The organism is Verrucomicrobiia bacterium (assembly GCA_035460805.1).
In the GTDB taxonomy this organism is placed as follows: Bacteria; Patescibacteriota; UBA1384; order CAILIB01; family CAILIB01; genus DATHWI01.
The window spans coordinates 1-24,373 of the sequence record DATHWI010000103.1 but is presented as its reverse complement, the minus strand read 5'-3'; the positions used below and the strand labels follow the sequence as shown (position 1 = coordinate 24,373).

General features: G+C 52.8%; 27 protein-coding genes and 2 tRNA genes. 8 read left to right on the top strand and 21 right to left on the bottom strand.

The features are described from left to right. The 3 genes from VLA04_04000 to VLA04_03990 all read right to left on the bottom strand — a co-directional run bounded on the left by VLA04_04000 (nucleotide 1) and on the right by VLA04_03990 (nucleotide 1,727). Nucleotides 1-570: a hypothetical protein gene (locus VLA04_04000; GenBank protein HSI20830.1), complete on the bottom strand. Its 570-nt coding sequence runs from the start codon at nucleotides 568-570 to the stop codon at nucleotides 1-3. 106 nt (nucleotides 571-676) lie between these two features. After that, complete coding sequence (locus VLA04_03995) at nucleotides 677-1,540, bottom strand: class I SAM-dependent methyltransferase (protein HSI20829.1); 864 nt, start codon at nucleotides 1,538-1,540, stop codon at nucleotides 677-679. Between the two features lie 111 nt (nucleotides 1,541-1,651). Beyond that, nucleotides 1,652-1,727, bottom strand: a tRNA-Arg gene (locus VLA04_03990). A gap of 265 nt (nucleotides 1,728-1,992) precedes the next feature. On the opposite strand from VLA04_03990, the gene VLA04_03985 reads away from it, so the two are divergent. Then, nucleotides 1,993-2,940, top strand: a complete 948-nt coding sequence (locus tag VLA04_03985) for a lysylphosphatidylglycerol synthase transmembrane domain-containing protein (protein ID HSI20828.1) — start codon at nucleotides 1,993-1,995, stop codon at nucleotides 2,938-2,940. Nucleotides 2,941-2,973: 33 nt separating this feature from the next. On the opposite strand, the gene VLA04_03980 is transcribed toward VLA04_03985, so the two are convergent. From VLA04_03980 to VLA04_03965, 4 genes are all read right to left on the bottom strand, one after another. Then, nucleotides 2,974-3,528 carry a hypothetical protein gene (locus VLA04_03980; protein ID HSI20827.1) on the bottom strand — a complete coding sequence of 185 codons (555 nt, stop codon included), beginning with the start codon at nucleotides 3,526-3,528 and terminating at the stop codon, nucleotides 2,974-2,976. A 107-nt stretch (nucleotides 3,529-3,635) separates the two neighbouring features. Further along, nucleotides 3,636-4,022: an SRPBCC domain-containing protein gene (locus VLA04_03975; protein HSI20826.1), complete on the bottom strand. Its 387-nt coding sequence runs from the start codon at nucleotides 4,020-4,022 to the stop codon at nucleotides 3,636-3,638. Nucleotides 4,023-4,103: 81 nt separating this feature from the next. Continuing rightward, complete coding sequence (locus VLA04_03970; GenBank protein HSI20825.1) at nucleotides 4,104-4,961, bottom strand: rhodanese-related sulfurtransferase; 858 nt, start codon at nucleotides 4,959-4,961, stop codon at nucleotides 4,104-4,106. A gap of 106 nt (nucleotides 4,962-5,067) precedes the next feature. After that, nucleotides 5,068-5,994, bottom strand: a complete 927-nt coding sequence (locus tag VLA04_03965) for a DUF475 domain-containing protein (protein HSI20824.1) — start codon at nucleotides 5,992-5,994, stop codon at nucleotides 5,068-5,070. 229 nt (nucleotides 5,995-6,223) lie between these two features. Here VLA04_03965 and VLA04_03960 point away from each other — a divergent pair, with 229 nt between their 5' ends. Together VLA04_03960 and VLA04_03955 are read left to right on the top strand one after the other, a co-directional pair. Continuing rightward, nucleotides 6,224-7,159, top strand: a complete 936-nt coding sequence (locus tag VLA04_03960) for a dihydroneopterin aldolase (protein ID HSI20823.1) — start codon at nucleotides 6,224-6,226, stop codon at nucleotides 7,157-7,159. Nucleotides 7,160-7,274: 115 nt separating this feature from the next. Beyond that, complete coding sequence (locus VLA04_03955) at nucleotides 7,275-7,793, top strand: hypothetical protein (protein HSI20822.1); 519 nt, start codon at nucleotides 7,275-7,277, stop codon at nucleotides 7,791-7,793. 57 nt (nucleotides 7,794-7,850) lie between these two features. On the opposite strand, the gene VLA04_03950 is transcribed toward VLA04_03955, so the two are convergent. Together VLA04_03950 and VLA04_03945 are read right to left on the bottom strand one after the other, a co-directional pair. Next, nucleotides 7,851-8,255 carry a YggT family protein gene (locus VLA04_03950; protein HSI20821.1) on the bottom strand — a complete coding sequence of 135 codons (405 nt, stop codon included), beginning with the start codon at nucleotides 8,253-8,255 and terminating at the stop codon, nucleotides 7,851-7,853. A 94-nt stretch (nucleotides 8,256-8,349) separates the two neighbouring features. Continuing rightward, the gene (locus VLA04_03945) at nucleotides 8,350-8,718 is read right to left on the bottom strand and encodes a hypothetical protein (GenBank protein HSI20820.1); all 369 of its coding nucleotides are present in this window, start codon (nucleotides 8,716-8,718) and stop codon (nucleotides 8,350-8,352) included. Nucleotides 8,719-8,798: 80 nt separating this feature from the next. Between VLA04_03945 and VLA04_03940 the strand changes: the two genes are divergently transcribed. The 3 genes from VLA04_03940 (at nucleotide 8,799) to VLA04_03930 (ending at nucleotide 10,957) form a co-directional block, all read left to right on the top strand. Beyond that, a complete protein-coding gene (locus VLA04_03940; GenBank protein HSI20819.1) occupies nucleotides 8,799-9,020 on the top strand; it encodes a helix-turn-helix transcriptional regulator in 222 nt (73 codons plus the stop codon). After that, nucleotides 9,007-9,885: a DUF6159 family protein gene (locus VLA04_03935; protein HSI20818.1), complete on the top strand. Its 879-nt coding sequence runs from the start codon at nucleotides 9,007-9,009 to the stop codon at nucleotides 9,883-9,885. The genes VLA04_03940 and VLA04_03935 overlap by 14 nt, the downstream gene beginning before the upstream one ends. Nucleotides 9,886-10,015: 130 nt before the next feature. Beyond that, complete coding sequence (locus VLA04_03930; protein HSI20817.1) at nucleotides 10,016-10,957, top strand: hypothetical protein; 942 nt, start codon at nucleotides 10,016-10,018, stop codon at nucleotides 10,955-10,957. Between the two features lie 88 nt (nucleotides 10,958-11,045). Here VLA04_03930 and VLA04_03925 read toward each other — a convergent pair whose 3' ends face one another. Together VLA04_03925 and VLA04_03920 are read right to left on the bottom strand one after the other, a co-directional pair. Further along, nucleotides 11,046-11,552, bottom strand: a complete 507-nt coding sequence (locus tag VLA04_03925; GenBank protein ID HSI20816.1) for a hypothetical protein — start codon at nucleotides 11,550-11,552, stop codon at nucleotides 11,046-11,048. 106 nt (nucleotides 11,553-11,658) lie between these two features. After that, on the bottom strand, nucleotides 11,659-12,078 hold the full coding sequence (locus VLA04_03920; protein ID HSI20815.1) for an SRPBCC domain-containing protein: 420 nt from the start codon (nucleotides 12,076-12,078) through the stop codon (nucleotides 11,659-11,661). A 113-nt stretch (nucleotides 12,079-12,191) separates the two neighbouring features. Here VLA04_03920 and VLA04_03915 point away from each other — a divergent pair, with 113 nt between their 5' ends. Beyond that, the gene (locus tag VLA04_03915; protein HSI20814.1) at nucleotides 12,192-12,503 is read left to right on the top strand and encodes a YdeI/OmpD-associated family protein; all 312 of its coding nucleotides are present in this window, start codon (nucleotides 12,192-12,194) and stop codon (nucleotides 12,501-12,503) included. A gap of 54 nt (nucleotides 12,504-12,557) precedes the next feature. On the opposite strand, the gene VLA04_03910 is transcribed toward VLA04_03915, so the two are convergent. The 8 genes from VLA04_03910 to VLA04_03875 form a co-directional block, all read right to left on the bottom strand. Then, nucleotides 12,558-13,295, bottom strand: a complete 738-nt coding sequence (locus tag VLA04_03910; protein ID HSI20813.1) for a DUF1801 domain-containing protein — start codon at nucleotides 13,293-13,295, stop codon at nucleotides 12,558-12,560. 133 nt (nucleotides 13,296-13,428) lie between these two features. Beyond that, nucleotides 13,429-13,504, bottom strand: a tRNA-Asn gene (locus VLA04_03905). Nucleotides 13,505-13,566: 62 nt separating this feature from the next. Then, nucleotides 13,567-15,366, bottom strand: coding sequence for a hypothetical protein (locus VLA04_03900; protein ID HSI20812.1), 1,800 nt, complete (start codon nucleotides 15,364-15,366; stop codon nucleotides 13,567-13,569). A 9-nt stretch (nucleotides 15,367-15,375) separates the two neighbouring features. After that, on the bottom strand, nucleotides 15,376-17,595 hold the full coding sequence (locus tag VLA04_03895; protein HSI20811.1) for a putative PEP-binding protein: 2,220 nt from the start codon (nucleotides 17,593-17,595) through the stop codon (nucleotides 15,376-15,378). Further along, complete coding sequence (locus tag VLA04_03890) at nucleotides 17,592-18,053, bottom strand: regulatory protein RecX (protein ID HSI20810.1); 462 nt, start codon at nucleotides 18,051-18,053, stop codon at nucleotides 17,592-17,594. The genes VLA04_03895 and VLA04_03890 overlap by 4 nt, the downstream gene beginning before the upstream one ends. Before the next feature lie 3 nt (nucleotides 18,054-18,056). Next, nucleotides 18,057-19,136 carry a recombinase RecA gene (gene recA, locus VLA04_03885; GenBank protein ID HSI20809.1) on the bottom strand — a complete coding sequence of 360 codons (1,080 nt, stop codon included), beginning with the start codon at nucleotides 19,134-19,136 and terminating at the stop codon, nucleotides 18,057-18,059. Nucleotides 19,137-19,353: 217 nt separating this feature from the next. Further along, nucleotides 19,354-20,061 (bottom strand): helix-turn-helix domain-containing protein, encoded by a 708-nt coding sequence (locus tag VLA04_03880; GenBank protein ID HSI20808.1) that lies wholly within the window; start codon nucleotides 20,059-20,061, stop codon nucleotides 19,354-19,356. A gap of 26 nt (nucleotides 20,062-20,087) precedes the next feature. Then, the gene (locus VLA04_03875) at nucleotides 20,088-22,223 is read right to left on the bottom strand and encodes a DNA translocase FtsK 4TM domain-containing protein (protein ID HSI20807.1); all 2,136 of its coding nucleotides are present in this window, start codon (nucleotides 22,221-22,223) and stop codon (nucleotides 20,088-20,090) included. Nucleotides 22,224-22,293: 70 nt separating this feature from the next. Between VLA04_03875 and ychF the strand changes: the two genes are divergently transcribed. Continuing rightward, a complete protein-coding gene (ychF, locus tag VLA04_03870; GenBank protein ID HSI20806.1) occupies nucleotides 22,294-23,403 on the top strand; it encodes a redox-regulated ATPase YchF in 1,110 nt (369 codons plus the stop codon). A gap of 239 nt (nucleotides 23,404-23,642) precedes the next feature. Here ychF and VLA04_03865 read toward each other — a convergent pair whose 3' ends face one another. Both VLA04_03865 and VLA04_03860 read right to left on the bottom strand, forming a co-directional pair. Continuing rightward, nucleotides 23,643-23,834, bottom strand: coding sequence for a hypothetical protein (locus VLA04_03865; protein ID HSI20805.1), 192 nt, complete (start codon nucleotides 23,832-23,834; stop codon nucleotides 23,643-23,645). A 121-nt stretch (nucleotides 23,835-23,955) separates the two neighbouring features. Further along, entirely contained in the window at nucleotides 23,956-24,255 is a 300-nt protein-coding gene (locus tag VLA04_03860; GenBank protein HSI20804.1) for a hypothetical protein, read from the bottom strand. Between the last annotated feature and the right edge of the window lie 118 nt (nucleotides 24,256-24,373).

Genomic DNA, 24,373 nt, shown 5'->3' with positions numbered 1-24,373 from the left:
TTAGTTAAGGACCTGGTTACCAGTGAAGATGATATCGTACTGCCCCGCCTGACCCTGTTGGGCATAGGTGGAATCGAGGCTGGTAGCGAGACGATACCGGTGCGTAGAGCCCTTGGGTACCACAAAGCCGCTGTCTTGCACCATGCTCTGGCCCGCTGAAACCGACGTCCTAAACTCTTGGCCAATGGGGTTACCCTCACTGTCTACCTCTACGAAGGAAAGGAATATGGCACTGGTCAACGGGGTACTGCCCCCTGGGATTGCAGTGGTGATGTAGATTTTAAAGTCTACGTTGCCATCGCTAGCATTCTTGAGGAAAAAGAATTTCTCAAAGCTTTCTCCTGGGCTCAGGTCACTGGTAAAACCAGCTCTGGACTTTTCAAACAGGCTAGAGCTTGGGTTTTGCGAGTTGCTAATAAGGAGGTTGGCAGTACCACTCACGACACTGTTCCCAGTGAGTTGAACCTGGTCTGTATAGAGAGCATGGCTCCCCTCAACTAAGAACCCAAGCCAGAGCGCAGCCGCAAGTAGGGCTAGAAAAACACGGTACGTAATACGTTTTCGTCGCATAGCAGTTTCGTTAGAAATGAAACCGCTCCGTCGACCTGGTAGATACCCGAAGCGGTAGCCTTACGCTACCGCTTCATTCCACCAAACCAGTGACAAAAACTTGCCGTTATTCCGACCGGACGCAGTAGCCTGTAGGAAGAGCTTTTCCACTCTCGCTTTCCCCTAGGCACAAGCTGTACAGACCTAGGTCACCAGTCCTGTCGCCAAGTGCTTCTTGGGTAAGACGGGCAACTGCCTCTGGGTAAAGTGAGGTTGCGTAAAAGTTAAGGCAAAACCCAATAGGGTTTGGTGAAAGAAGGCTTGCTATATCCGTTAACAAGGGACCCAGGTGTTCCTCAAGGCGCCAGACTTCGCCTTTTGCGCCACGGCCAAAGACAGGAGGGTCCATGATAATGAGATCGTACGTTGCGCCGCGCCTTAGCTCACGCTTAACAAACTTCTGTACGTCATCTACCATCCAACGAATTCCCTTCTCACCTAGCGCTGAACGCTTTGCGTTGTCACTTGCCCAAAAAACCGTGCTCTTGGACGAGTCTACATGGGTAACAAGGGCACCCGCTTGGGCCGCTATAATGCTTGCCACGCCGGTATAGCCGAAAAGGTTAAGGACCTTCGGCTTGTCTGCCCTCTTCAGCTTGGACCTAAGCCAAGCCCAGTTGGCTTCTTGCTCCGGGAACACGCCAACGTGCCGGAAAGGAGTTGGCCTGACCAGGACTTTTGCCCCGCCTTCAAAAGAGACTTCCCACCCATTGGCCAGTTGTGGCTTACGCAGGCGCCAGCGCTCTTTTTCTGTATCGACAAAAGTAGCATCGGGATTGATCCATGCTGGATGACTAGGCGTGGTAGGTTGCCACAGGACTGAAGGGTCTGGCCGTACAATGGTGTGCTGGCCAAAGCGCTCCAAACGAAGGCCGTTACCGCTGTCGATGAGTTCGTATGCCTCTGAAGGCTGAACGATGATAGGTTTCACAAGTGAGAATTAAAGACGGTGAGGTATGTTTGCAACTATTAGCATACACCGGAGGTGTATTCAGGCATTTCTTCCCTTTGCGCGCTAGTTGCAAACATGCCTCGCTCTCTTTGGTGCACCCGGCAGGGATCGAACCTGCGGCCTTCTGGACCGGAACCAGACGCTCTATCCACTGAGCTACGGGTGCGAGTGAGCGAACGCCGTGAGTGCTTGCACTCAGAGGCGGACCGCGAACGAGCTCCAGCGTTACGAAGTAACGCGGGTGCGAGTGCATGAGTTGTGCGAGTGCATGAGTTACGAAGTAACGCGGGTGCTAGTGCATACGTCGCAAGCGCAAGTAAGGTGCGAACGAAACATCCTCAAACCATATGATGCGGGCTTCACAATAGCAAAAAAGCTCCCGTAGAACCATCCCTCCCTAATAAAGATAGTTTCAGGTAGGATATCTGTATATGCGCATCGCGTGGACAAGTATTATCCGCACCCTGTTTGCACTCCTCCTCATGGTCCTGGGAGGCATCTTTTTCGTAAGGAACGGTGCGGAGCTCCAAAGCATCAGTAAAGCCTTTCACGGGGCTCGTCCTGAGTACCTCCTAGTAGCCTTCGCCACTTCCGTCTGTATAGTGCTCATCCAATCAGCCGTGATCCGCGCGTGTTACCGCTCCCTGGAGAAAGATATCCCCTTTAGGGAAGCCATCGTCCTCTACTTAAAGCGGTTCTTTCTTTCTCCCTTCATCCCGGGTGGCTTCTCAGTTGCTCAATACACCCTCACTAAGGACTTGGACCACCACGACATTAAGCCCTCAGAACACACCTTCGTCTCGAGTGCCTTTGTCTTAGTGAGTGCCACCTCCTACCTCATCCTTCTCGTTCCTATTGTGTTCTTGGTAGGCAGGGTTCTCTTGCAAGACGAGGAACACATTTATGTGCTGGCCCGCATATTTGCAGGCGCCATTGCTACCGCAGTCACCCTTATTGTGGTCTGCCGGCCGCTCCTCTCCCGCCTTGTCCGCAAGTGGTTAGCTCCCCATGTCGGTCATTTTCACTCTAAACCCCTTATAGAAGCTGGCCTTCTTAGTCTCTTGGTAGACAGCGCCGGCATGCTCCTGCTCTGGAGCGCACTCCACTCCCTAGGCATTCAGGTTGCAGTGGAAATTGCCGCCGCCGCGTATGTACTCACAGCCCTCGTCCTTACCGCCTCCCCACTCTTTCAAGGCCTAGTGGTAGTTGAGAGCGCCTTGGTTTTCTTCTTGGGGAAAGCCGGTGTCCCTACTGCCGATGCCCTTGCGGGCACCCTCATCTTCCGGGGCTTTCAACTTTGGCTCCCCCTTCTTGTAGGAGGGTTTGTCTATGTCTGGCCCCTCTGGCACAAGGCAAAAAGCCATTTAGGGATTGAATAGAAAAGGCCAGGATGTGCGTCCTGGCCATTTGATTCAGGCGTCTTTGATAAGGAAGACTGCCTCGTATTTTTTTGTCCCGTCCTTGGAGAGGTAGCGTACGTGAAGCGCATTGCATTTAAGGCGTGTGTACACCTCGGCAGGCGTGCCGTATTTGCGGCTTATCTCACGGATCTTCATCTCATCCATCCCCAGGCTCTTTGCCTCTTCTTTCTTTGCGTCAGAGAGTTCGCCCCATATCATCTGTTTGACCACGTAGTACGTAGGGTCGCCATCCACCATGGTTATGGCAGTAGGTGTTTTAACGCAGGGAATAAGCTCTAGGACGTAGTCTTTTTCAGGAGATGTCTGGGCCTCCAGAATGAACACAGCGCGGCCAAGACTGTCCTTCCCCTTCCTCATAAAGGTCTGGGAAAGCATTGCCGCCGTAAAAGCCGGATCCTCTTTGGCGTTCTCCCAAGCTTTTTGGAAACTCACTTTTGAAGCAAGGTCTGCAACCGGGGAACCGCTAACCTGGCTTCGTGCCGATACTGCACAAAGCAGAAAAACAACTGCCCAGAGGGCCGTGAGCGCACAACGAAGATTTTTCATATCCAACCTCAACCTGTCTCAAACGATTGTCCAATGACACTCCTTTTTCCCACTAATAGGATGTGTAGTCAAGCAAGAAAACCCTCCGTAACGGAGGGTTTTTTCTCTTAAGACTGCTCGCAGAACTCTTTAATGGGACCGGCGTAAAACTCGTCCCAACCGCGATCGAATTCCTCCACCTCTTCTTCGGGGACACCTGTCTGCATAACAGTCATCTTTGTGCCCTCTTCATCAGGCTCCAGGGTAATAGTAACCTCCGTGGGCGTTTCATGCCCCGACATGTGCCATTCACAAACGAGGCGGCTCTCCTCTTCTACATCCAGGACTTTGCCTGTTACTTCGCCGTCCCAAAGGGAGAATGCCCCACCTTCCACTAAATCAACCACAGGGTTTGGGCCTGCTCCCCAACCGTCAATCTGCTGCGGGTCAGTCAACGCATCCCACAGTATGCGTGGTGGTACCGCAATAAGGTATTCCTTGGTAATGGTGGCCATACGTATACGTGCGCGGATACTAATTTATACCCGAACTGTACGCGAGAAATATGCCACGTGTACAGACCTCGAACCCCGTACCTAAGCTGGGATGAGGGATGGGCGGGTTTCACTGCAGGCTGCGCAACAGATAAAGTGCGGCCTGCCCTCTGCGTCATCATCGTTCACATACCGCTCACAAGGCACGTCACAGTACGCACAACGGCCCACAACGGTGTGATCTGGCTGGTCAGTGTTAAAGCCCATTGTCACGCGGTTATCGAACACATAGAGCTTACCTAGGAAGTCCTGGTTTGGGTACTTCTCCATATAGCTCACAATACCGCCATACAGCTGGTATACCTCTTTGAAGCCTTTGTTCAGAAGAAAGCCAGATGCCTTTTCACACCGGACACCTCCAGTACAAACCGTTACGACCGTCTTTCCCTTCAAATGCTCTATTTGAGGAAGAATAGCGGGAAGGTCGCGGAAGTTCCGGAAGTCCTTGGGAAGCACGGAGCCTGCGAAGTGTCCGGACAGGTGTTCGTAACTGTTCCGCATATCCACAATGTAAAGCTCTTTGTCGGAGTGGATCCACGAATGAAGCTCTTCAGGGGAAATAAAGGGCGCAGTGTGATCCGCTGGGTTAAAATCGTCATCTCCCAAGTACGCACTCACAATCTCTGAGCGGAGCTTCACCATCAGCTTAGGGAAAGCATTCCCCGTCCCTACGCTCCGTTTCATATGGATATTGCGGAATCGCACATCCTTCTTAAGTTCAGCCACGTATTCCTCAGTGGCCTCAACCGTGCCCTCCAGCGTGCCGTTCATACCCTCTTCCGCAATAAGAAGGCGTCCCGTTAGGCCGAGACGCTGGCAAAGGGCGCGCTGGCTGACAAGCAACTCTGCTGCGTCAGTAAGGTGGCCGTAGTGGTAATAGAGGAGAACCTGGTATTTCATATCGGAAGTAGTTTGCCAGATTTACCGGTTTTTCTCAAGGAAATGGACGGGTTACTACTTCCGTCAGCAGCAAGACCTAACCGTCCAGGGCCAACCAGCCCTGTCTCTAGGCCCTGGCCCCCTTCAGTTCACGCGAGGACTTGAGGAAAAAGTAACCAACTACACAGACAGTAGCGAGTGGAGCAAGCCAGTGCGGCGTATGAAGTCCAAAAGCGTTAAGAACCATGACAGTACCTAGCACGGCAACAGAGTACATTGCACCGTTCTTCAGGTAGAGATACCGCTTTACTTGGCGAAGGTTCCTGACGGTAATCTCACGAATGACAATTGCGCCGATACCGTTACCTAGGAGAATAATTGGCACAGAAAGCGTGAAGGCAAAAGCGCCTAGAACACCGTCAATGGAGAAGCTGGTGTCGATGATCTCCAGGTAGAATATCTTGCTGATATCAGACATCTTCCCGTCTTTCTTAAGGAGGTCCTGCTCGCCTTTCTCCGCGTTTTCCTTGAAGCCGTGCGTAATGAAGAAGGCGGTGGAGCCAATAACCGCACCAAAGGCCATAACTGGGTTTTGCTTAAGCGCAAACCACACGATGGTAGAGAGAAGGATGGCCACAACTGCGTAAAACCAAATGCCAAAACGCATAAAGAAGCGTTCAGCGCGAGGCAGGCCAAAGTTTTTTTCCTCCAAGAAGAGCCAGTAGAAGAAGAGGAAAATCATAAAGGTACCGCCAGCCGCCAGGAGAACAGGTGCCGAGCGCTCAATCGATTCGTGCACGGCCGGGTCATTGCTAAAGGTAGCAAAGAGGGCACCCATAGGCCCCAGCGACGGGTTCACCACCCAAATAATGAGCCAAGGCAGTGCGCCGCGGACAACGAAAACGGCAAAGAGTATCCCCCAGGTGAGGAACCATCTCCTCGCCCTTTCACCCATGGTGGAAAGCACCTCGGCGTTAATTACAGCGTTATCCACACTGGTAACTACCTCAAAGATAATCAGCCCAAGGATGGTAAGGAGAATGGTGACAGTCATACCTTAGATTGTACCTGATGCCAGATTACTGACAACTCTCTGCCCCCTTCCCATCCTGCCATGCCGCGTGCTTATATAAGGGCATGTTACTAACCCACGCCATCAGAACCTGGTCTGGCTTTACGGATTCCCGCCCGCTCTCCTAATGGCGGCCTTCCCTGAGTAACGCATTTTCATGCTCACTAAGCCGCCGCCCAGGCGGTTTTTTTGATACTCAAGGAGGCAACCCATGCACACCATTTCCGTTTCACTTACCCTTTCTGGCATTCACGGGCTCACTGAAAAAGAACATACGCAGGCACAACGCTTTGCCATTCAGGTTGATGCGGAGTGCAGGGAGTATCCCCTCCATGACTCCATCACCAACACGGTGGATTACCGCCACCTGCGCGATATCGCCCGCCTCGTAGTAGAGGGCGAGCGCCATAACCTATTGGAATCCCTGGCGGAAGGCATTGCATCGGGGGTCGTTACTACACTCCCCGTGGACAAAGTCACCGTGCAGGTGAGGAAGCTGGACATTTGGGACATCGGGACGCCAAGCGTTACCGTAACCAGGTATCGCTTCCCTGAGCGACTCAACCTCCTGGATTTTTCCTTTGAGGACGTATTGGAGACACTTCGCACCGAAGGAGGGATTAGCATTCCCATCCTCCCTGAAGAGAGAAGGTTACTCCTTCTCGATGAGGCAAAGGCCCATTCTTACAAGAAGCAGCCTGAGACTGCTAACAACGGGCTTGTACGGGAGGATATTAACTCCTGTACCAAGTTTCCCCTGGAGAGTGCCTTCTATTCCCTACGCGATGACTTCATGGAGCTTCTTCTCATGAAGGTGCACCAGGAAAAGGCTCATCACCTCTTCTCACCGCCCCTCTCCTTTACGGAGATGTCCCTCCTTCGCTACGACACAGGGTCGTTTGGGATCACACCACATAGGGACGGGCGATCCATCCTGAACCTTATCTGTGTCTTTACCTTAGGTGGGAGGGCAGATTTTGCCCTCTGTGATAACCGCAATGGGTCCAACCCACGCTTCCTCTCCACGGAACCCGGTCACGTGATTATCATGCGTGCCCCTGGCTTTTACGGAAGCTCATTTCAGCCCCTCCACTTCGTCCAGAACGTGACAGAGGAGCGCTACGTGTTTGGCCTCCGCCAAAAGTAGGCTTTCCTAGGCCGCCGGACTCCCGGCGGCTTTTTCTATTTGTTGGCTTTCAGATTGACAAAAAGACCCTACAATGCTATTGTTTCCCAAATCCTAACCAGGATTGGACGTTTATATGGCAGGAAAAAAAGTTACCCGCTCCCTCCTTACCGTTGCTCTCATCACGGATGAGCCCCGCAAGAACCGCTTTAACCGCTTTCTTCGCTTGGACTCCGTGCGAAAACGCGGGAAGGACTGTCACCGCGATCCCAGAAGATCCGGGGATCGGCTTACCACCGAGCGCAACCTGCGGCTTCGCCAGTATGGTGAACCCCGCGCACTCCTCCAGGAAGAAGTCTTCTACGCCCTACACACTACGGTAGCGACCGAAGACTTCCTCGCTCTTCTCGAAGATAGCGACTACTACGATCCCGAGTACGCTTGCTACCTCCAAAGAGCGGAGGACTGCGGCATCGACCTTGAAGAGGTCACCTTCCTCTACGCCGACTTGGCCTATCTGCGCTCCATTGGTGCGCCGAGCAGTAGCCAAGAACAAGCGGAAGTAGCCCTGGAAAGGCTCTTCGATGGTGCAGAGAGCCAGAACTGGGTGCCGCCCACCTATCTCAAGTGGTTCTTCAGACCCTTGGGAGCCTAGCCTTCAGCAAAGCCACGCAACGTTGCGTGGCTTTTTCTATTCCCCAAATGCGATACCTTACAGCTGCACAGGGGCAGGGCGGTGCATCACATTGATAAGGGATGAGATACCCCAACCAAGCAGGCTCACAATGACGATGGCCAGAATGGCAGCAGTATCAAAGTATGAGCCCTCAACATGTGGAGCAGAGAAAATACCCTGGAAGAGGCTCACGAATGGCTCGGTGATTCCATAAAGGATACTGGCAAACCCAACATCTCGCGCACCAAGCAACAAGAAGAGGATGCGAAGAATCAACAGGGCATTAATAATGCCAACCACATACCATACGATCTGATTCTTCTTCTCTGTTCTAGCTTCTTTCACCTCAGAAGGAGTGGCTACCTGCTGCGAAGTCTGGACAACCTGCGTTGTTCCCGTGGCCGGGTCATTAACGATGGTTTCTTCTTGCTGAATATCCATGGAGTGTTCTCTAGGGGTCAGGTAATACTTCCCAGAGTACCACTATCAGGTTTGGATAGATAGCAAAACCAATGCACGGGTGGTGACGCCCCCCCTAGAACGGGTCGCTCAAGCGCCGCTGCAAGAGCGAAACGCGGACTTCTTCCGTCAGCCTTCTCAAAATTGCTGGGCTGATATATTTCCCAATTGGCTGTCCTGCAATGGCACTGGAAAGCATTTCCACAAAGCGGTCACTAAACTGCTCAGGGTTACGCAAGACACCTTCCACTGCCTCATGATTGTCCAGCATGTAAAGGTGAAAGAAGTCTGCCACCATTTGCTTTTCCGCCAGGAGGCCTGCACCACCGTCCATCTCGGCGCGTTCCAACATTGTCCAAACGCGACCTTTCTCACTTTTCCAGGTTGGATCTGGTTCTGGCTCCACTTCCTGAGGAGGGAGTACATTTGGGGTTTCCATGTTCATGGCTCTACGATATCAGACCCATATTTCTATGTCTTGACGATGTTATAAATATATGACATTATGTAAAAAATATTTTGCATATGCCACAGCAAGTCCTCACTACAAACATCCGCCAGCTCCGCCTTGCAGCCGACATGACTCAAGAGCAGCTTGCGGATAAAGTTGGAGCCGTGCGGCAGACCATTGCCTACCTGGAAAAGGGTGAGTACATGCCTTCCCTGGCTTTGGCGTGGCGTATTGCATCTGTATTTAACAAACCTCTAGAAGAAGTATTTAACCTCAACACCCATGGGTCGCATTAGCCGCAGCTTTCAGCTCCTGCAGGCAAGCCGCCAGGTCTTTACTATCAACCCCTCGCTGGTTTGGTATCCCTTTGTAGCGCTTGCCTCATTCTTAAGCACCCTGATACTTGTCATCGCCCCTCTCAGTGCCGGAGGCGCCTACCTTGCCTACCGTCTCGGATACCTGACCGAGGCAAACGCAGAAAGTTTCTTCGACTCTCCGTACCTAGCCATTGTCGGAGTCCTGTTTGTCTTCGCACTCCAACTGGTTACCATCTTTGTAAATACCGCCTTTTACATTGCAGCGGAAGCCGCATTAAATGGTGAGAAGATGCGTATGCGCCTCGCTTTCTCTAAAGCATGGACACACCGCAAGCGGCTGGCCCAATGGGCAATTGTAGGGACCCTTGTTGGAGTCATTCTCAACATCATTCATGAGAAGGCTGGTTGGGCAGGGAAGTTTATCTCAATCATTGGGAACATTGCCTGGACAATGGCCACTATCTTTATCATTCCTACGCTTGTAACACACGACATGGGACCAATTGATTCCCTTAAGCACTCTGCGGGTCTATTTAAGCGAACCTGGGGCGAAAACGTAGTCGCTCAGTTCTCCTTGGGCCTCATTTCCCTCTTTGCAGTGCTCGCCATTATCCTGTTCCCCGGGGCCATCCTCATGATTCTGGTGGCGGGCGCGCCCATTGTTACTTGGATGATAGTAACCGAAGTGCTCATTAAGTTAAGCCTGCTCTTTGCCCTTATTGCCTACACCTCTTCCCTCCAGATTATCTTCAATGCTGCACTCTACCGCTACGCGGAGACAGGTGACTATATTGGCCCCTTTTCCCAAGAGATGATTTCTGGCGCCTATCACTCCAAGAAATAACTGACTGCTTGCAAAAAAGCCCCGGCAATCGGGGCTTTTTTATTGACCCAGAGCCACTTATGGGTTATTATTCCGCAGGCTTATCTAAAGCCACACGACCTTTGAAAGAGACTTCCAACAGGAGGAAGAAATGGGACTAGCCTTTGATTTTAAAATACTCCCTCGGGAAACTATGCAGTGGGAGGAGTTCTGCCGGAACACGCCGCCCCGCTCCATTGCGCTGGACGGTGCCGTGCTGGGCGGCCCTAACTATGACGAAGCCACGCTTCATGTAAACTTTGACCACCACGACAACGTGGTGAGAGAGGCAACCATGAGCACGGCCAAACAGGTCTACTTTGCCATCAAGGGTGGCATCATGAAGGCATTCGGTAGTGGTATCTGCAGTATCTACATCAACGATACAGATCAAGATACAGCGTTCGCGGCCTGGCTGCTCACCAATCACAAGCAGTTTGAAGGTGCGGCCAGCAACCCTCTCATCAACCGGCTCCTTGACCTGGACGACAAGTGGGACATTACGGGTGGCGCATTCCCCCTCGACCTCTCCGACCGACTGGTCAGGCAGCACAACTGGGTTTTCGAGCCCTACACCAACCTCCGTAAATCAGGGAGGTTGGCCACGGCCGACGCCGACATTCTCCGCAGTAATCTCTCCGAGGTGTGCAGCCGGCTCACCCAATACCAAATGGGCTACGGCGGTGAGAAGGAACTGGATACCCGGCATGAGATCCTCTTCGACTCCCCGACTTTCAAGATTGTCGATGAAATAGGCGGCAGCGAGTCCCGGTACCACCTGTTCAGCAACGGCATGGATGCCTTTATCAGCATCGTTGCCCGCCGACCAGACGGCCGGTTCGTCTACACGGTTGGACGACGCTCCCGTTACATCCCCTTCCCAGTTAAGGAGCTGTACGCAGCCTTTAACGAGGCCGAGGGCATGACGGGTGAGAAAGGCTGGAATGGCTCTGACATCATTGGTGGCTCACACCGGGAGTTGGGCAGTGGCCTCTCCTGGGAGCAACTGAGGGATATCACCCTTCTCAGGAAGTTCACCTTTTCTGAACTCTAGCAAAACCTAAAGCCTCGCACTCGCGAGGCTTTTTATATAAAAATGCCCCTACGTAAGGGGCATTGGAACTCTGATACCGCCGATTAGGCTAGGCTTTGCCAATCACGACAGTTGCCGGGTAAACCCAGCTTCGATCAGTGAAGCCGTCCTCCATAGTAACCCTGATTTCCACCACCTTGTACCCCGCCACCTGGAGCATTTCAAGTGTGACCTTGATGGGCGCCCAGAGGGTTCCCCTCTCACGAGGTGAAAGCTCCAAGAAGTCTTCCCAGGTGATACTAACGCCGGATGGTTTTTTTGTACGCTGCCTGCGGACAAAATCCTCAAACACACTTTCCGTCATTACGGGGCCGCCGTTGTAGCCACCCTCTTCCAACTTGACCTCGAAAGTCGGCTTTTCCTTGGAGGGGAAACCTTCTAGCGCCGCTCCGCGTAGCGCATTGAGGAACCTCTGGGAAACCTTCGATGCCTCTGCGTCCTTAGGTTCCATTGCAAGATCCATTTCCCGGACACATCGCTCTTTTGCCTCATGGGCTTTGACGAACTCCCGTAGCTTACTGAGGCTGGGAAAACCTTTTTCTTTTGCATTATTCATGTACACCCCATGCACGCCCCATACTAGCAATAAGTACCCTGTATTCAACCACGGGTTCATTCATACAAAAAAGCCAGGCAGGGTTACCTGCCTGGCTTGAGGAACACTATGCCGTTTCTACGTGTTTCTTGAAGTTATCAAGAATGGCCTGCCAACCCTCGCGTTGTCTCTCTTCGGAGTTTTCTTGCTCAGGGTCAAAAGTTTCAACCACTTCCACCCCGCCATCTGTTTGATGGAATTCAATTTTTACGTGGCGGCCATTTTCCATGTCGTATTCAATGAGCTCGGGCTCCCTTACCGCTGTATAGGTAACAACCAGGTCAAAACTGAAACTTCCGTCCTTGGCGGCCATGGTAGTTTTGCCCTTCCCACCTTCCCGTAGGTCGTTTTCAGCCGCTGGACACTCCCAATCATCAGAAGCAAATGCCCACTGGGTAATATGTTCAGGTGCATTCCAATACTCCCAGACCTTCCCGATTGGTGCCTGAATGGAGACTCGCACAGTAATAGGGTGTTCGTTTTTCATGACGTTTTAGCCGTTACGTAGTGGCCTGATTATAGCGAATCCGGGACTTAAGCGGCATGGGAGTGAAGCAGGTTTTATTGAAAGAAAAAGCGTATCTGATATAAGATCAACATATGACTACAGAAAAACTCCCTGCCGGCACCGTGCATGAGATGCCCGCAGACCTAGGTAAAGCCCTAACTGCCGTCCCTGCCGCAGTGAAGGCCTGGGAAAGCCTTACGCCCCTCGCTCGCAACGAGTGGATTTGCTGGGTTATCAGCTTTAAGCAACCAACTACCCGGCAGGACCATATCAGGAGAACCGTGACAGAGCTGCAGGAAGGGAAACGCCGCCCCTGCTGCTGGATGGGCTGCATCCACCGCACAGACAAAGAAATTAGCCCCTCGATAAAAGGGATTCTCGCTAAAAGGTCTAAGTCCAAGTGAATGTAAAAAGAACGGGCCCGTTGCCCGTTCTTTTTTGTTCAGCCTGAACCCAAATTAAAGCAAAGCTTTCACCACCTTTTTGATAAGCGCTTCTGGCAGCGGCTCCTCAAGCTTGAACCACAGGGTGCCCTTCCCTTTGATGTACGGCTTAAGGTCGGCTTGGAGCTCTAGGTCCTTAGGTACAGGATAGATGGCCAAATGGTCTTTCCAACCAGAAATAAATACCCGTGCCCGCTTGTCATCCACCTTGTACCCAATAATGCCGTAGCTCACTACTTCGTTAGCCTTGGGAAGAAGGGTCTTTACGATGGTGCGCAACTGGTCAAACTGCGCGCGTGCGGCGGCAGGAACTTTTGCAACGTATTCTTCCACGCTTTCCATCTTCTTAGGAGGCTGCATGCCTTGCTTGTATGACATTTCTAGCATTTCGCGTAGCACCGCAAGGTCTACGTCGGTCAATTTAGTTATATAGAGGCAAGATACACTTGTTTTGTACTTACCAAGCCTTGAAAGCTGGTCGCCATAGCGGTCAAAGCCTTCAAAATAGATAGTGAGCGATGCCTTGCGTGGGCTGAAACCCAAACGTGGCATGTCGCCTTCACGGCCGGTGTCATATTTGTAGTGCTGCGTGCCAAACCCAATAATACTTGGCCCCCAGAGTACGGGAGGAAGGCCGGTAATGTCCCTAATCATGGAAATGAGGGTTTTCGCCTCTTCGTGACGGGCAGGGGTTACGGTTTCCAGGAAGGACTCGATTGAGGCGGCAGTAGGCTTGGTTTTGTTCTCAGACATGAGAATGCCTTAGGGATTTGGTTGGATTATAGCCGAAAATGATCAGGAAACGGTATGAGCAGGGTCGAACTCTTGATTTACACCTACGAGGAATTAAAAAAGAAGGTATGAGCAGCCGCTCATACCTTCTTTTTGGCTCCCCGGGTTGGATTCGAACCAACGACATTCTCGTTAACAGCGAGACGCTACTACCACTGAGCTACCGGGGAATACAGGCACCTTAAATATCGTGCCCGTCTACGTTACCAGATCAACTGAACCGAATCAACCTCTAAGGGAGCTCGTCAACCTCACCCACTGCAACGGCATCCTCAATCAGGTAGAACCCAGTCTGCTCACCCGTCTCCTCATCCACCAAAACTGCAGCTACCCGGTACGAACCATCTTGCGACCAATAACTGTAGTAGTAATCGTCAGGAAGCGGGTCAAACATAGGGAGCGTAATGAGCTCGGCAAAGTCGGCATTTTGGGCCAATACACTGTCTTCCACATCTAGTGGGACGTATTCACCCTTGGTATCAGCGGGCAGGGCATCCTCATGATCTACCCGATAGAATTCGATCGTCTTAGCAAGCTGGGTAACGTCGTTTTTGCGAATAGAATTCTGGGCACGGTACTGTGCACCACTGCTGTAACCAAGCCCCTCCCCGCTCACTACCATATCAATGGCTTCTTGGGTAAACGCACCCGTATCGTAGAGGTTCGAGCTGTTCTCCGCCACAGCCTGCATGTACGCTTCAAAGTCCCACGCCGAATCCCGGTCAGGAATGGTAAGCTCTGCCGCTGCCCCATACTCATACGTCATCGCCCCTCTGGCCTGCGTATTGGCGTAATCGGTGTGAACATCAAGCGTGTAGACCAACTCCTTGAGGCGAGGGTTGCGCGCATCCATATACCAGTCGATGGTCATGTTTCCACCCTTCCACTCATCGGCATAGGATTTCAGGGCTTCCCGGGTCTCGGTTTGAAGCTCTGCATTGTTGCTCAGTGTACGAAGTACTTCAGAGGTAAGAGTAGTCCGGTACATCGCCATCACCTCCCCCTTATGACGAACAACTCCCATATCCTTGGTAGTGGTATCCACCATAATTCCTAGATCCTTGCGCGCCTTCTCATCCTCCTCAAGGATATCCTTCTTGATCTCCTCGCGCATTTCCTTCAAATCATCCTCACCTGGCAAATCCATAGCAAACCAACGGCCCTTATCAGCCTCGGTGGGGGTAGGAAGGATATTGGTACGGGCAAAGACGGCCTTCCCAGAAATAGGGAGAATGGACTCCAGGGTAATGTCCTCAAAACTAGGCTTAATATAACCTTCTGCCATTGCGCGGATCGGGTCATCGGAAGGAAGTTTGAAACCATACTCCATCCGGATGCCCTTGTCTTCGTCAAATGAGGCAGCAAATGAACCACTGAACTTAGTGACACCGGGCTCGGAAACCGCAGCATGGACAGTACCCTCATTTTGCTTGAGCGGCTTCAATCCAATTTTTGCAGCTGCCTCATTATTGATATCGGAGACCGTACCCTCGGCCGTCGTTGTAACCTTGATTTTCTTCTCATCCAGCGTGGCGAGAAGGGCACGGCCAATGTTGATCGATGGCTTGCTGGTAGTCCCCTCCCAGGCAATAGGCAAACCAGTAGAACGGTACACCTTGCTTACTGTAGGAGCATACCCAGACTCTCCCAGAGCCACTAATGTCCCGCTTACAATGACGGCGATCCCTACTACGCTTCCAATAAGAAGGCCTACCCTCTTGGGTCGATGCATGCCAGTTTGAAGTGGGATTTGAGTGTTCCCCGCGAGCTGTGCGCCCATAGGCGCAGCCTGCATGCTGGCAGGCACGGCGGATGTTACGGGAACCGCAGACAAGGGCTGCTCTACCGCCTTGACGGGGGTCAGGATCGGCGGGGCAATAGGTGCGGGCGCCGCCGGGGTAGCTGGGAGAGGCCAAGCGCTAGCCAAAAGCTCCTCGGTCCAACCACTCTGGACAAGCTGCGCACGTATCGCCTGGTCTGACATGCCAAGCGAACGGCACTGCGCAATATAATTTTGAAGTTCAGGCTGCATTCCTTACCCTTATTCCTCTAGTAAATGATCCAAGAGCATCCGCTGCTCCACCGATGCCACCAAACCATGAAGCCAGGTGCATTCCTGTGGACGCACACAGAGTGCGGTCACCCCAGCTTTGATGATGCACTCCACCAACTCAGGCCGTAGCTGTTCGTGCTCCGCCACAACCGCGGTAGACAACCCTGCTTTCCTACAGGTTGCAATGGCATAGCTGAGGGCATCTTGCACTGCCGGGTCAGCCTGATCCCTGTTGTGCCCTACCTGGTGGTTATCGGCATCCATACCTGTGATAAGCGTGGCCAGTGCCGGCGCATCAAAGAGCACTCCTTCCAGATCTAGCTTAGAGAGTGCATCCGCCTTGATGGTAAGTGCCGGGGTCTCAACCCGGACCCAAAGGCGGTCACTCAAACCAGCAGGAGCCAGCTTGGCAAGGATCTTCTGCATCTGCTTCACCTCTTCAAGAGAGCGCACCATGGGCAGCATGATGGAGATGTTATCAAAACCTTTTTTCTGAAGACGAGAAAGCGCCTTAAGCTCTAGCTCAAGGATCTCAGGCTCAGAAAGAAGGCGTTGGGTACCCCGGTAACCAATCAACTGGTTAGGCTCGTGGCGCTCCCTGCGCCAGCTCTTCCAACCGTGGAAAGAATGCTCCGCCAGGTCATGGAGCTGGTAAATGACCGGCTTGGAACCAGCGGCACGTGCCGCACGCTCTACGCCCTCCGCAAGCAAATCTACATATTCAGAAGACATGCCCTGGTGAAGCACTTCGTGAGGGTGCACCCCAAGAACACGGAGGATGAACTCCCCGCGCAGCATGCCTATGCCATCGGAGTCTTGAAGGAGCTGCGGGGTAGCCAGGAGGGCGTCATCTAGGGCGGCGTAAATCTTAGTGCCGGTAATAGGGAGGGTGGTGACCAGATTGTGAGGTACCAGCTCGTTCTGAGGAAGGCGGCCGGCATACACCGCGCCATGGGTGCCATCTACCGTAACCAGCTGTCCAGTCCGAACCAAGTGACGAGCGTTTCCTGTGGCACTCACTGCGGGGATGCCCAAGCGCTTTGCAGCCACTGCCTCACATGAGGTGTGGTGACCACTCTCTGTAATGAGGGCGGCGACACCAGCAAGAAGTGGGATGTCCTTCTCGGCAATCTGCTCAACCACCACCACGTCACCATCCTGGATAGTCTTCCAATCGCCCCTACTGGCAATCACCCGGATAGGGCCACGCGCTGTCCCCACGTTTACAGAGTGCCCAATGAGGAGTGGCAAACGCTCACCCGTCCGAACCACACCCGGATTAGCACCTTCCAGCGCCATTGGCTCTACGCCCGAGACCACTACGCCATCTAGGAAAAGTTGCCAGTGGAATACCTGCAACTGGTCAAACGCTTCTTGGGAACGGCGGACAAAACGGGCCAACAAGCGGAGCTGGCGCTCGTTTAGCCGCTGGTCGGCGTGGACATGCTTTGGGGAAACATGTGCACCCCTCTTCTTGGCTGCCCAGGTATGAGAAAGCTCTTCCCTACTGAGGGGGTGGAGTGACTTGGCGTCTATGCGGTACGTATCGGCAGCGGCGTGGTGCTTGTCCCCTGGATGCTCATGGTGGGCAACCGTAATAGTGATCACCGTGCCGTCATGCGTTAAGGAGTCATACTGTTGTGCAAGACCAGAGAGCTGGCCTTCTGGCGCGTACTGGACCAATACGGGATACGGGGCTGGGACAATACTCTCTTCGTTCATGAAACGGCCGTAGAGCGCCTGCTCAGTGAAGCTGAGGGCGTAGAGCTGGCGCACGAACTTGTCCGCCTCATTGAGGGAAGCGGGAGTGCCGTGGTGTACCTGTCTACCCACTCCTTGTGCAATAAGGGTCAGGGGAAGGCCCTTACCTTTTTCCAATACCAACTGGTCTTCCAGCTCCTCCATATACGCACCAAAAACCTTCCGTGCCTCAGGAGGTAGCGGGGTGGTGAGGATAATCTCACGGATTTCTTTGGCAGCGCCGGCAAACAGCTCTGGTTTACGTACTGAAAGGCCCTTGGTGGCCTTTAGAATACGTGCACGGACATTGGGCGCCATGAAGAAAGCGAAGCTTACTTCGCGGGCAATTACAAAACCAGGAAGAACAGGAACTCCCGCTTTTGCCACAGCCGCTAATGCCGCTGCTTCGGTGCCCCATATTGCTTCCTGCCCTGTCTCAATCTGATACAGCCACTGACAGGATGTCATGCATCCAGTATACGTCGCACAGTACCTAAGGAAAAGCCGCGCCGTAAAAGGAAGCCTCCCAAGCGTCGCCTTCGGGTCTCTGGATCAAGCCGGGCATAGAGGCGCATTTTTGGTTCCGCAACCTGAAGGGCCTGCCCATACTCATCAATTGGCTCTTCTTCCCGCTCCAGGCGGTGGCGTAATGTCTGGTCAATTATCTCTTTGGCAATCCCCTTTTTCATAAGCTCTTGCCTCAACACAATTGCGCCCCGAGGCTGAAAGCGGTCGCGGTCGTTTACCCAAGCACGCGCCAAACGGACGTCATCTAAGAGACCTGCTTCTGTAAGGGAAGTTATTATCTCCTGGCGCTCTTCTTCCGGCACCTGACGACGCAAAAGCGCCTGGTCTATTTCCCAGACGCTTCGCAGCCGCTGCTTTAGGAGGCGAAGAGCATACCCGCGCGGCGAGGATGCAGCCATTCCTTACTTCTTAGAAGGTTTAGCTGGTGTTTCAGGCTTCTCTTCTTCAGGGGCGGCTTCAACCTTCTCCTGCTTGCCACCCTTGGTCAGTCCAGCCTTGGCCCTCACCTCAGCATCAATCTTCTTGAAGAGGTCTGGGTTGGCCTTAAGGTACTCGCGGGCGCCTTCTTTGCCTTGCCCCAATTTCTCTTCACCCCAGTAGTACCAGGCACCTGATTTGCGAACGACATCGTAGACTACGCCCGTATCAAGCAAATCGCCTTCACGGGAAATGCCTGAGCCGTAAATAAGGTCAAAGGTACCGGTGCGGAACGGAGGGGCAACCTTGTTCTTAACCACCTTGATACCAGAAGTGATACCAATGGCGACATCGCCTTCTTTGAGTACTTCTTTCTTGCGGATATCGATACGGACAGAGCTGTAGAACTTAAGTGCCTGCCCACCGGCGGTGGTTTCAGGGCTGCCAAACATGACCCCAATCTTCATGCGGATCTGGTTGATGAAGATAACAGTGGTCTTGGACTTGGAGATGGCACCCGTCAGCTTACGAAGGGCCTGGGACATGAGCCTGGCCTGGACACCAACCATGGCGTCTCCCATTTCCCCTTCAATTTCTGCACGAGGAACCAGGGCTGCAACGGAGTCCACCACAATGATGTCTACTGCGTTGGAGCGTACTAGCGTTTCGGTAATCTCTAGCGCCTGCTCACCTGTGTCTGGCTGGGAAACCAAGAGACTCTCCAGCTGCACACCAAGAAGCTTGGCGTACTCTGGGTCAAATGCATGCTCTGCGTCTACAAAGGCAGCAAGGCCACCGCGTTTCTGTACCTGGCCAATCATGTGAGTGGCAAGGGTAGTCTTACCGGAGGACTCTGGCCCATAGATTTCTACAATGCGGCCGCGAGGGATTCCCCCGCCAAGCGCAATGTCTACCGCAAGGATGCCGGTAGGCACAACCTCTACAATACCAAGAGCACCTTCCCCACCCATGGTCATAATGGCACCGCGCCCGAACTGCTTCTCAATAGAGGCAATGGCGATGTCCAGTGCCGCCTTGCGGCCCGCTGTCTCTTGTTCTGACATTGGAAATACTTAACGTGTTAGATACGGTCAGCTGTACTGTGCTCGCAGTTTACGCGCCGAGGGCTGGCAGGGCAAGTACAAAATAGCGTCAAAAAAAGGGCTTTCGCCCCTCTGCAATCACTATTATATCATCCCTAGAGATTGTTGGTATTTCGCAGTGAGGTGAGCTGTCTGAGCGAAGCGAGTTCTCACCGAACGGAGTAAATACCAACAATCTCTACTTCACAATGACGGAGGTCACTTCCTTGGTTGTCTTCCCGCTAGGGCCCGTAGCCTCAACCACAATAGGGTTTACACCCTCTGTGACACTCAGCTGGTAACTCCACCCCCCATCCTCACCAACTACTGCCACCTGACCGTTTACACGCACCACGGCACCTGCAACTGTACGGCCCGTGACGGTAAGACTCTCAGTGTTCACCACAAGGCCAGGACCAGCTTCACCCTTGGCTTCCGCAGGAGAGATAAGCTCCAAGTAAGGGGCAGCAGCGTAGCGGCGCAACTGGTAGCCAATGATACTCGCAAAACCTAACATCCCAATGGATAGGGCAACCAACATGAGGATCTTTGGGGTCACCATAAACCGGGGAATGAACGCCGTGTTCTTTGGGGTCAGCTCTATGCGGCCTTCTTGGCAGTGGCGGGCATATACTGACCTCATTTTGTCATAGTCACGCATAACTTCCTCAATGTTGAGCTTGAGGAAAGTGGCATATGTTTCCAGGTATCCCCGCCCGTAAACTTCGGATGGGATTTGTTCCCAGGAATCGCTTTCAAGTGCCAAAAGGAACTTGGCACGGATACGCGTGGCCTCTTCTACGTCACCAATAGAAAGCTTCTTCCGAGTGCGTGACCGCTTGAGGCGGTCACCAATCGAAACACCTTCTACCTTAACTCTGCGCGTTCGAAATCCGGCTGCGGCCATGTCTGGGATTAATGTGTAAGCCCAGTTTACTCGTTCTCGGGATAGGCAGCAATGCCTTGTTCGCGAACCTCAACGACAGGGGTCGAGGTATCGGCTTCTGAACCGGAATCCACGTGGTAGACTTCACGCTGTTTTCCACCTCGTTCAGGTCCAATCATACCCCTTTCCTCCATAGCAGCCACTATCCGCTTGGCCTTGTTGTACCCCAAACGGAGGTACGTTTGCAGCATGCTTGTGGAAGCTTTGTTGTGCTTAATGAAGAGGTCGTACGCCTCACGGACAAGGGCCTCCTCCTCAGGGTCGAGGCCTCCGCCAGAACCACCGAAACGTGACTCCACGGGCTCTTCAAGGAAGGTTGGATCGTAGCGGTCACCAGGCTCCTGAATACGGATATGGCTGATGACGTTTTGGATTTCCTTCTCGGAACAGAAAGCGCCTTGGATACGCCGTGGCTTCAATACCTCAGTGGAGAGATAGAGCATGTCACCGTAACCTAGGAGCTTCTCAGCACCAGGACTATCGATAATAGTGCGGGAATCCACTTGGCTCGTTACTGCAAAGGCAATACGCGTAGGGATGTTAGCCTTAATCAAACCAGTAATAACGTCTACAGATGGGCGCTGCGTGGCCACAATGAGGTGGATACCTACGGCGCGGGCCATCTGGGCCAAGCGCACAATCTTGGATTCCACGTCGCGGGCAGAGACCATCATGAGGTCTGCCAACTCATCAATAACAATGACGATGAACGGCAATTTGCCTTCTGCCAGGTCTGGCTCGGCATTATACTGCTCAATGTTGCGCTTCCCGTGGCTGGCCAAAAGCTTATAGCGGCGCTCCATTTCATCGACCATGCGCTTAAGCGCCGTGACCGTATCCTTAGGCTCCGTAATGACCGGAGTAAGCAAGTGAGGGAGGCCATTGTAGCCAGCAAGCTCTACCCGCTTAGGGTCTACAAGCACCATCCGCAACTCATCTGGTGAGTTGTTAATAAGGAGGGAAAGGATGATGGTATTGATTGCCACAGATTTACCAGAACCTGTAGAACCAGCGATCAGACAGTGCGGCATACGCGCCAAGTCAGCAACGGCTGCCTCACCAGAAGCGGTACGGCCAAGGGCAATTGCCAGTTTGGAGTTGAGGGCAGCAAAGCCTGGTGACTTAATAATCTCCCTAAGCCCTACCATGGCTTTCTTCTCGTTTGGAATCTCGATACCAACCAGACCCATACCTGGGATTGGCGCCTCTACACGGAGTGACTGCGCAGCAAGCGCAAGTGCCAAGTCGTCTTGTCGGGCGGTAATAGCATTAAGCTTCACACCCTCTGCAGGCTTCAACTGGTACTGACTTACGGTAGGCCCAACACGGACATCGGTCATGGTTACGTCGATACCAAAGTCGCCAAGGGTCTTGTCGATGAGCTCCATCCGCTTCTGGATGTTCCCCGCCACCGGCTTCATCTCAATGTTCTCTAACAGGGTCAATGGAGGGTAGTTCCAGTCACTGCTGCGCTGGAGTTGCATGACAGGTACCTTCTTCACCTCAACCGCCTTGGCAGGCGCCTGTTTCTTCAAACCAAACAGGCCGCCCGTCTTTACCTCACCCTTTACAGGGACCTCGGCGTCAGCGTAATTACTCTCTTCCTCTACTTCTTCTTCGTCCGCATCCTTAGTGAGGAAAGCCAATACGGCTTTGTCCAAAATAAGGGTAAGGGCGATGAAGGCAAGGACAAAGAGGATGAGGCGGCCAATAATGCCACCAAAAAGCCCAAGGACCATCTCAGCGATAGTGGAACCCAGCCAACCACCCGTAGATCCTACGGTGGAACCGACCGCAGCAAGGATGCCCGTGAAACTCATCGCAAAGAGGATGAGGCCCGCAATAGTGACAAACCGTATGTTCCAATTGAGCTTCTTATGAAGCAACTTGAACGCCCCGTACCAAAGAAGCAGTACGGAAAGGAGCGGGGTAGCCGTACCCACAAAAGAGAAGAGCAAGCCGTGGATCCAGGAACCGAGTGCCCCTGCCCTGTCGAAAATGGCGGCAAAAAGGAACAGGAAAAGAACTACGCCAATAAGAACACGCGCCTGTTTGATAACGGCACGGTTTGCGCTCTTGCTAGATGCGGTGGATCCCGCTGATTTCTTCTTTCCCTTGGCCATGCCTGAATAGTCTACCGGATCATCTCAGGTTATGGCCAGTATAGCATGGATATGATAGGGTAACTCAGATATGTCACGACTCTCTCTCGGTATTGTAGGACTCCCAAATGTAGGGAAATCCACGCTGTTCAATGCTTTGGTGAAAAATACTCACGCTGAAGCAAGCAACTACCCTTTCTGCACCATCGACCCTAACGTTGGTATTGTTGAGGTACCCGATGAACGCCTAGCCGCCTTGGCAGGAATTGTTAACCCGGAAAAGATTGTGCCTGCCGTAGTGGAATTCTGGGATATTGCCGGGATCATCAAGGGAGCCTCCCAAGGTGAAGGCTTGGGGAATAAGTTCCTGGCCAACATTAGGGAAACTGCAGCCATCGTGTTGGTTGCCCGCTTTTTTGACCATCCGGACATCATCCATGTGAATGGGAAAATTGACCCAAAGAGCGACTTGGAAACAGTCCTCTTAGAACTCATCCTGGCTGACCTGGAGTCTGTACAGAAAGGGAAAGACCGCTATAACAAGGCCGCCCGCGGTGGCGATAAGGCCGCCCAGGCCTGTCTCCAATTTGCCGAATTGCTTGAGAATGCCCTTGGCGATGAAAAGCCTGCCTCTTCCGTAAAAGCAGATACCGACGAGGCAAAGATTGTCCTCCGGGAGCTCCAGCTTCTTACGGCAAAGCCTGTCTTAATTGTGGCGAACGTCGCAGAAGACCAGGCCACCATTGATGCAGCCACCCTCTATAAGGAATATGACTTGGCAAGCCTGGTCCCCTCCGCCGATTGGATCATCCCTATTAGCGCCAAGTTGGAAGCCGAACTCTCAGCCCTTCCCGCAGAAGACCAGGAAGTATTCCTGGGCGAATACGGGTTAAAGGAATCTGGGCTAAACCGCCTTATCCGTTCCGCCTATTCCCTCCTTGGCCTGCAAACCTACTTCACCGCTGGTCCAAAAGAAGTCCGCGCCTGGACTACCCCCGTAGGAGCTCGTGCGCCGCAAGCTGCTGCTGAGATCCATACTGACTTTGAAAAGGGCTTCATTAGGGCAGAAGTCATTGCCTTCCCGGATTACGTAGCAGGCAAAGGGGAGGCCGGTGCCCGCGAAGCTGGGAAGCTGCGCTCTGAGGGCAAGGAATACGTTGTCCAAGATGGCGACGTAATGCACTTCCGGTTCAACGTATAGTAAAAGGCCCCGTGGGGCCTTTTGTGATTTTCTCGAGCTGCACCCCTCCGGCATGGCCATGTCCAGGCAACACATGGAATCCTAACGAGGTGGCGCATCATTCTCAGTGAGATTAAGCAACCTGGATGCTGTCTCAGCAGAGGGACTACCGTCATGGTGACAAAAAGAAACCAAAGAAAAAAGCCCCAAGAGAACGGGGCTTTTTTCAATTAAGAGGGGCTTTCAGAAACCAGGAACGGTTAGTAGAGAACAGGGGTAGTCTGGAGAACACCGATAGTCACAGCAAGAACCAAGGCAAGCGACATGCTTGCGGCCTCAAAGTAACTCAAGTTCTCAACGTCTACATGCTTCGAGGAAACGAAGGTGTAAGACTTCTTAAGAGGATGCACAGCAGCAGACTCTTCAGCAGCGGGGGTAATAACATCAGCCATGGTGGCCAACCTTTCTTCTCGGAAACTTTTTTATATTTTTTTGTTTTTTCCGATGAGCCAAGTATACGCCAAGCGTTACCTTTTGTCAATGAGCATATACAGGATTTAACCTGTAAAGTGCTTATGAGAGCCGCAAATACTGAGCTAGCGAGTTCCCTGCTTTAAGGAGTGTGTCACTTTGTGAGTTAGCCACGTAAAGCCCGATGAGAATGACCACTACCACTGCGAGGAGGATAACGATGCGCAAAATATCCTGACGAATATACAATTCCCCCACCTCAAGCCCACTTGGCTTCTGTGCCGGCGCTGACTGCTGCGGGAGCGCGGCGGACTGGATAGTATTCATTACAACAGGAGGAGCTTTTTGGACAACCTTCTGGGTCTGCTGGTGCTTCTTCTTGTGCTTGCTCTTCTTGGCCATATGTTCGTGACTTACCGATTGCCTTCACACTAAAGCAGCTCTAACCGTTCCCAGCAACTGAGAACTTGCAGATAGTTTACACATTTGATCTGATAAGCTAGAGTAAAGCGACGCTTCG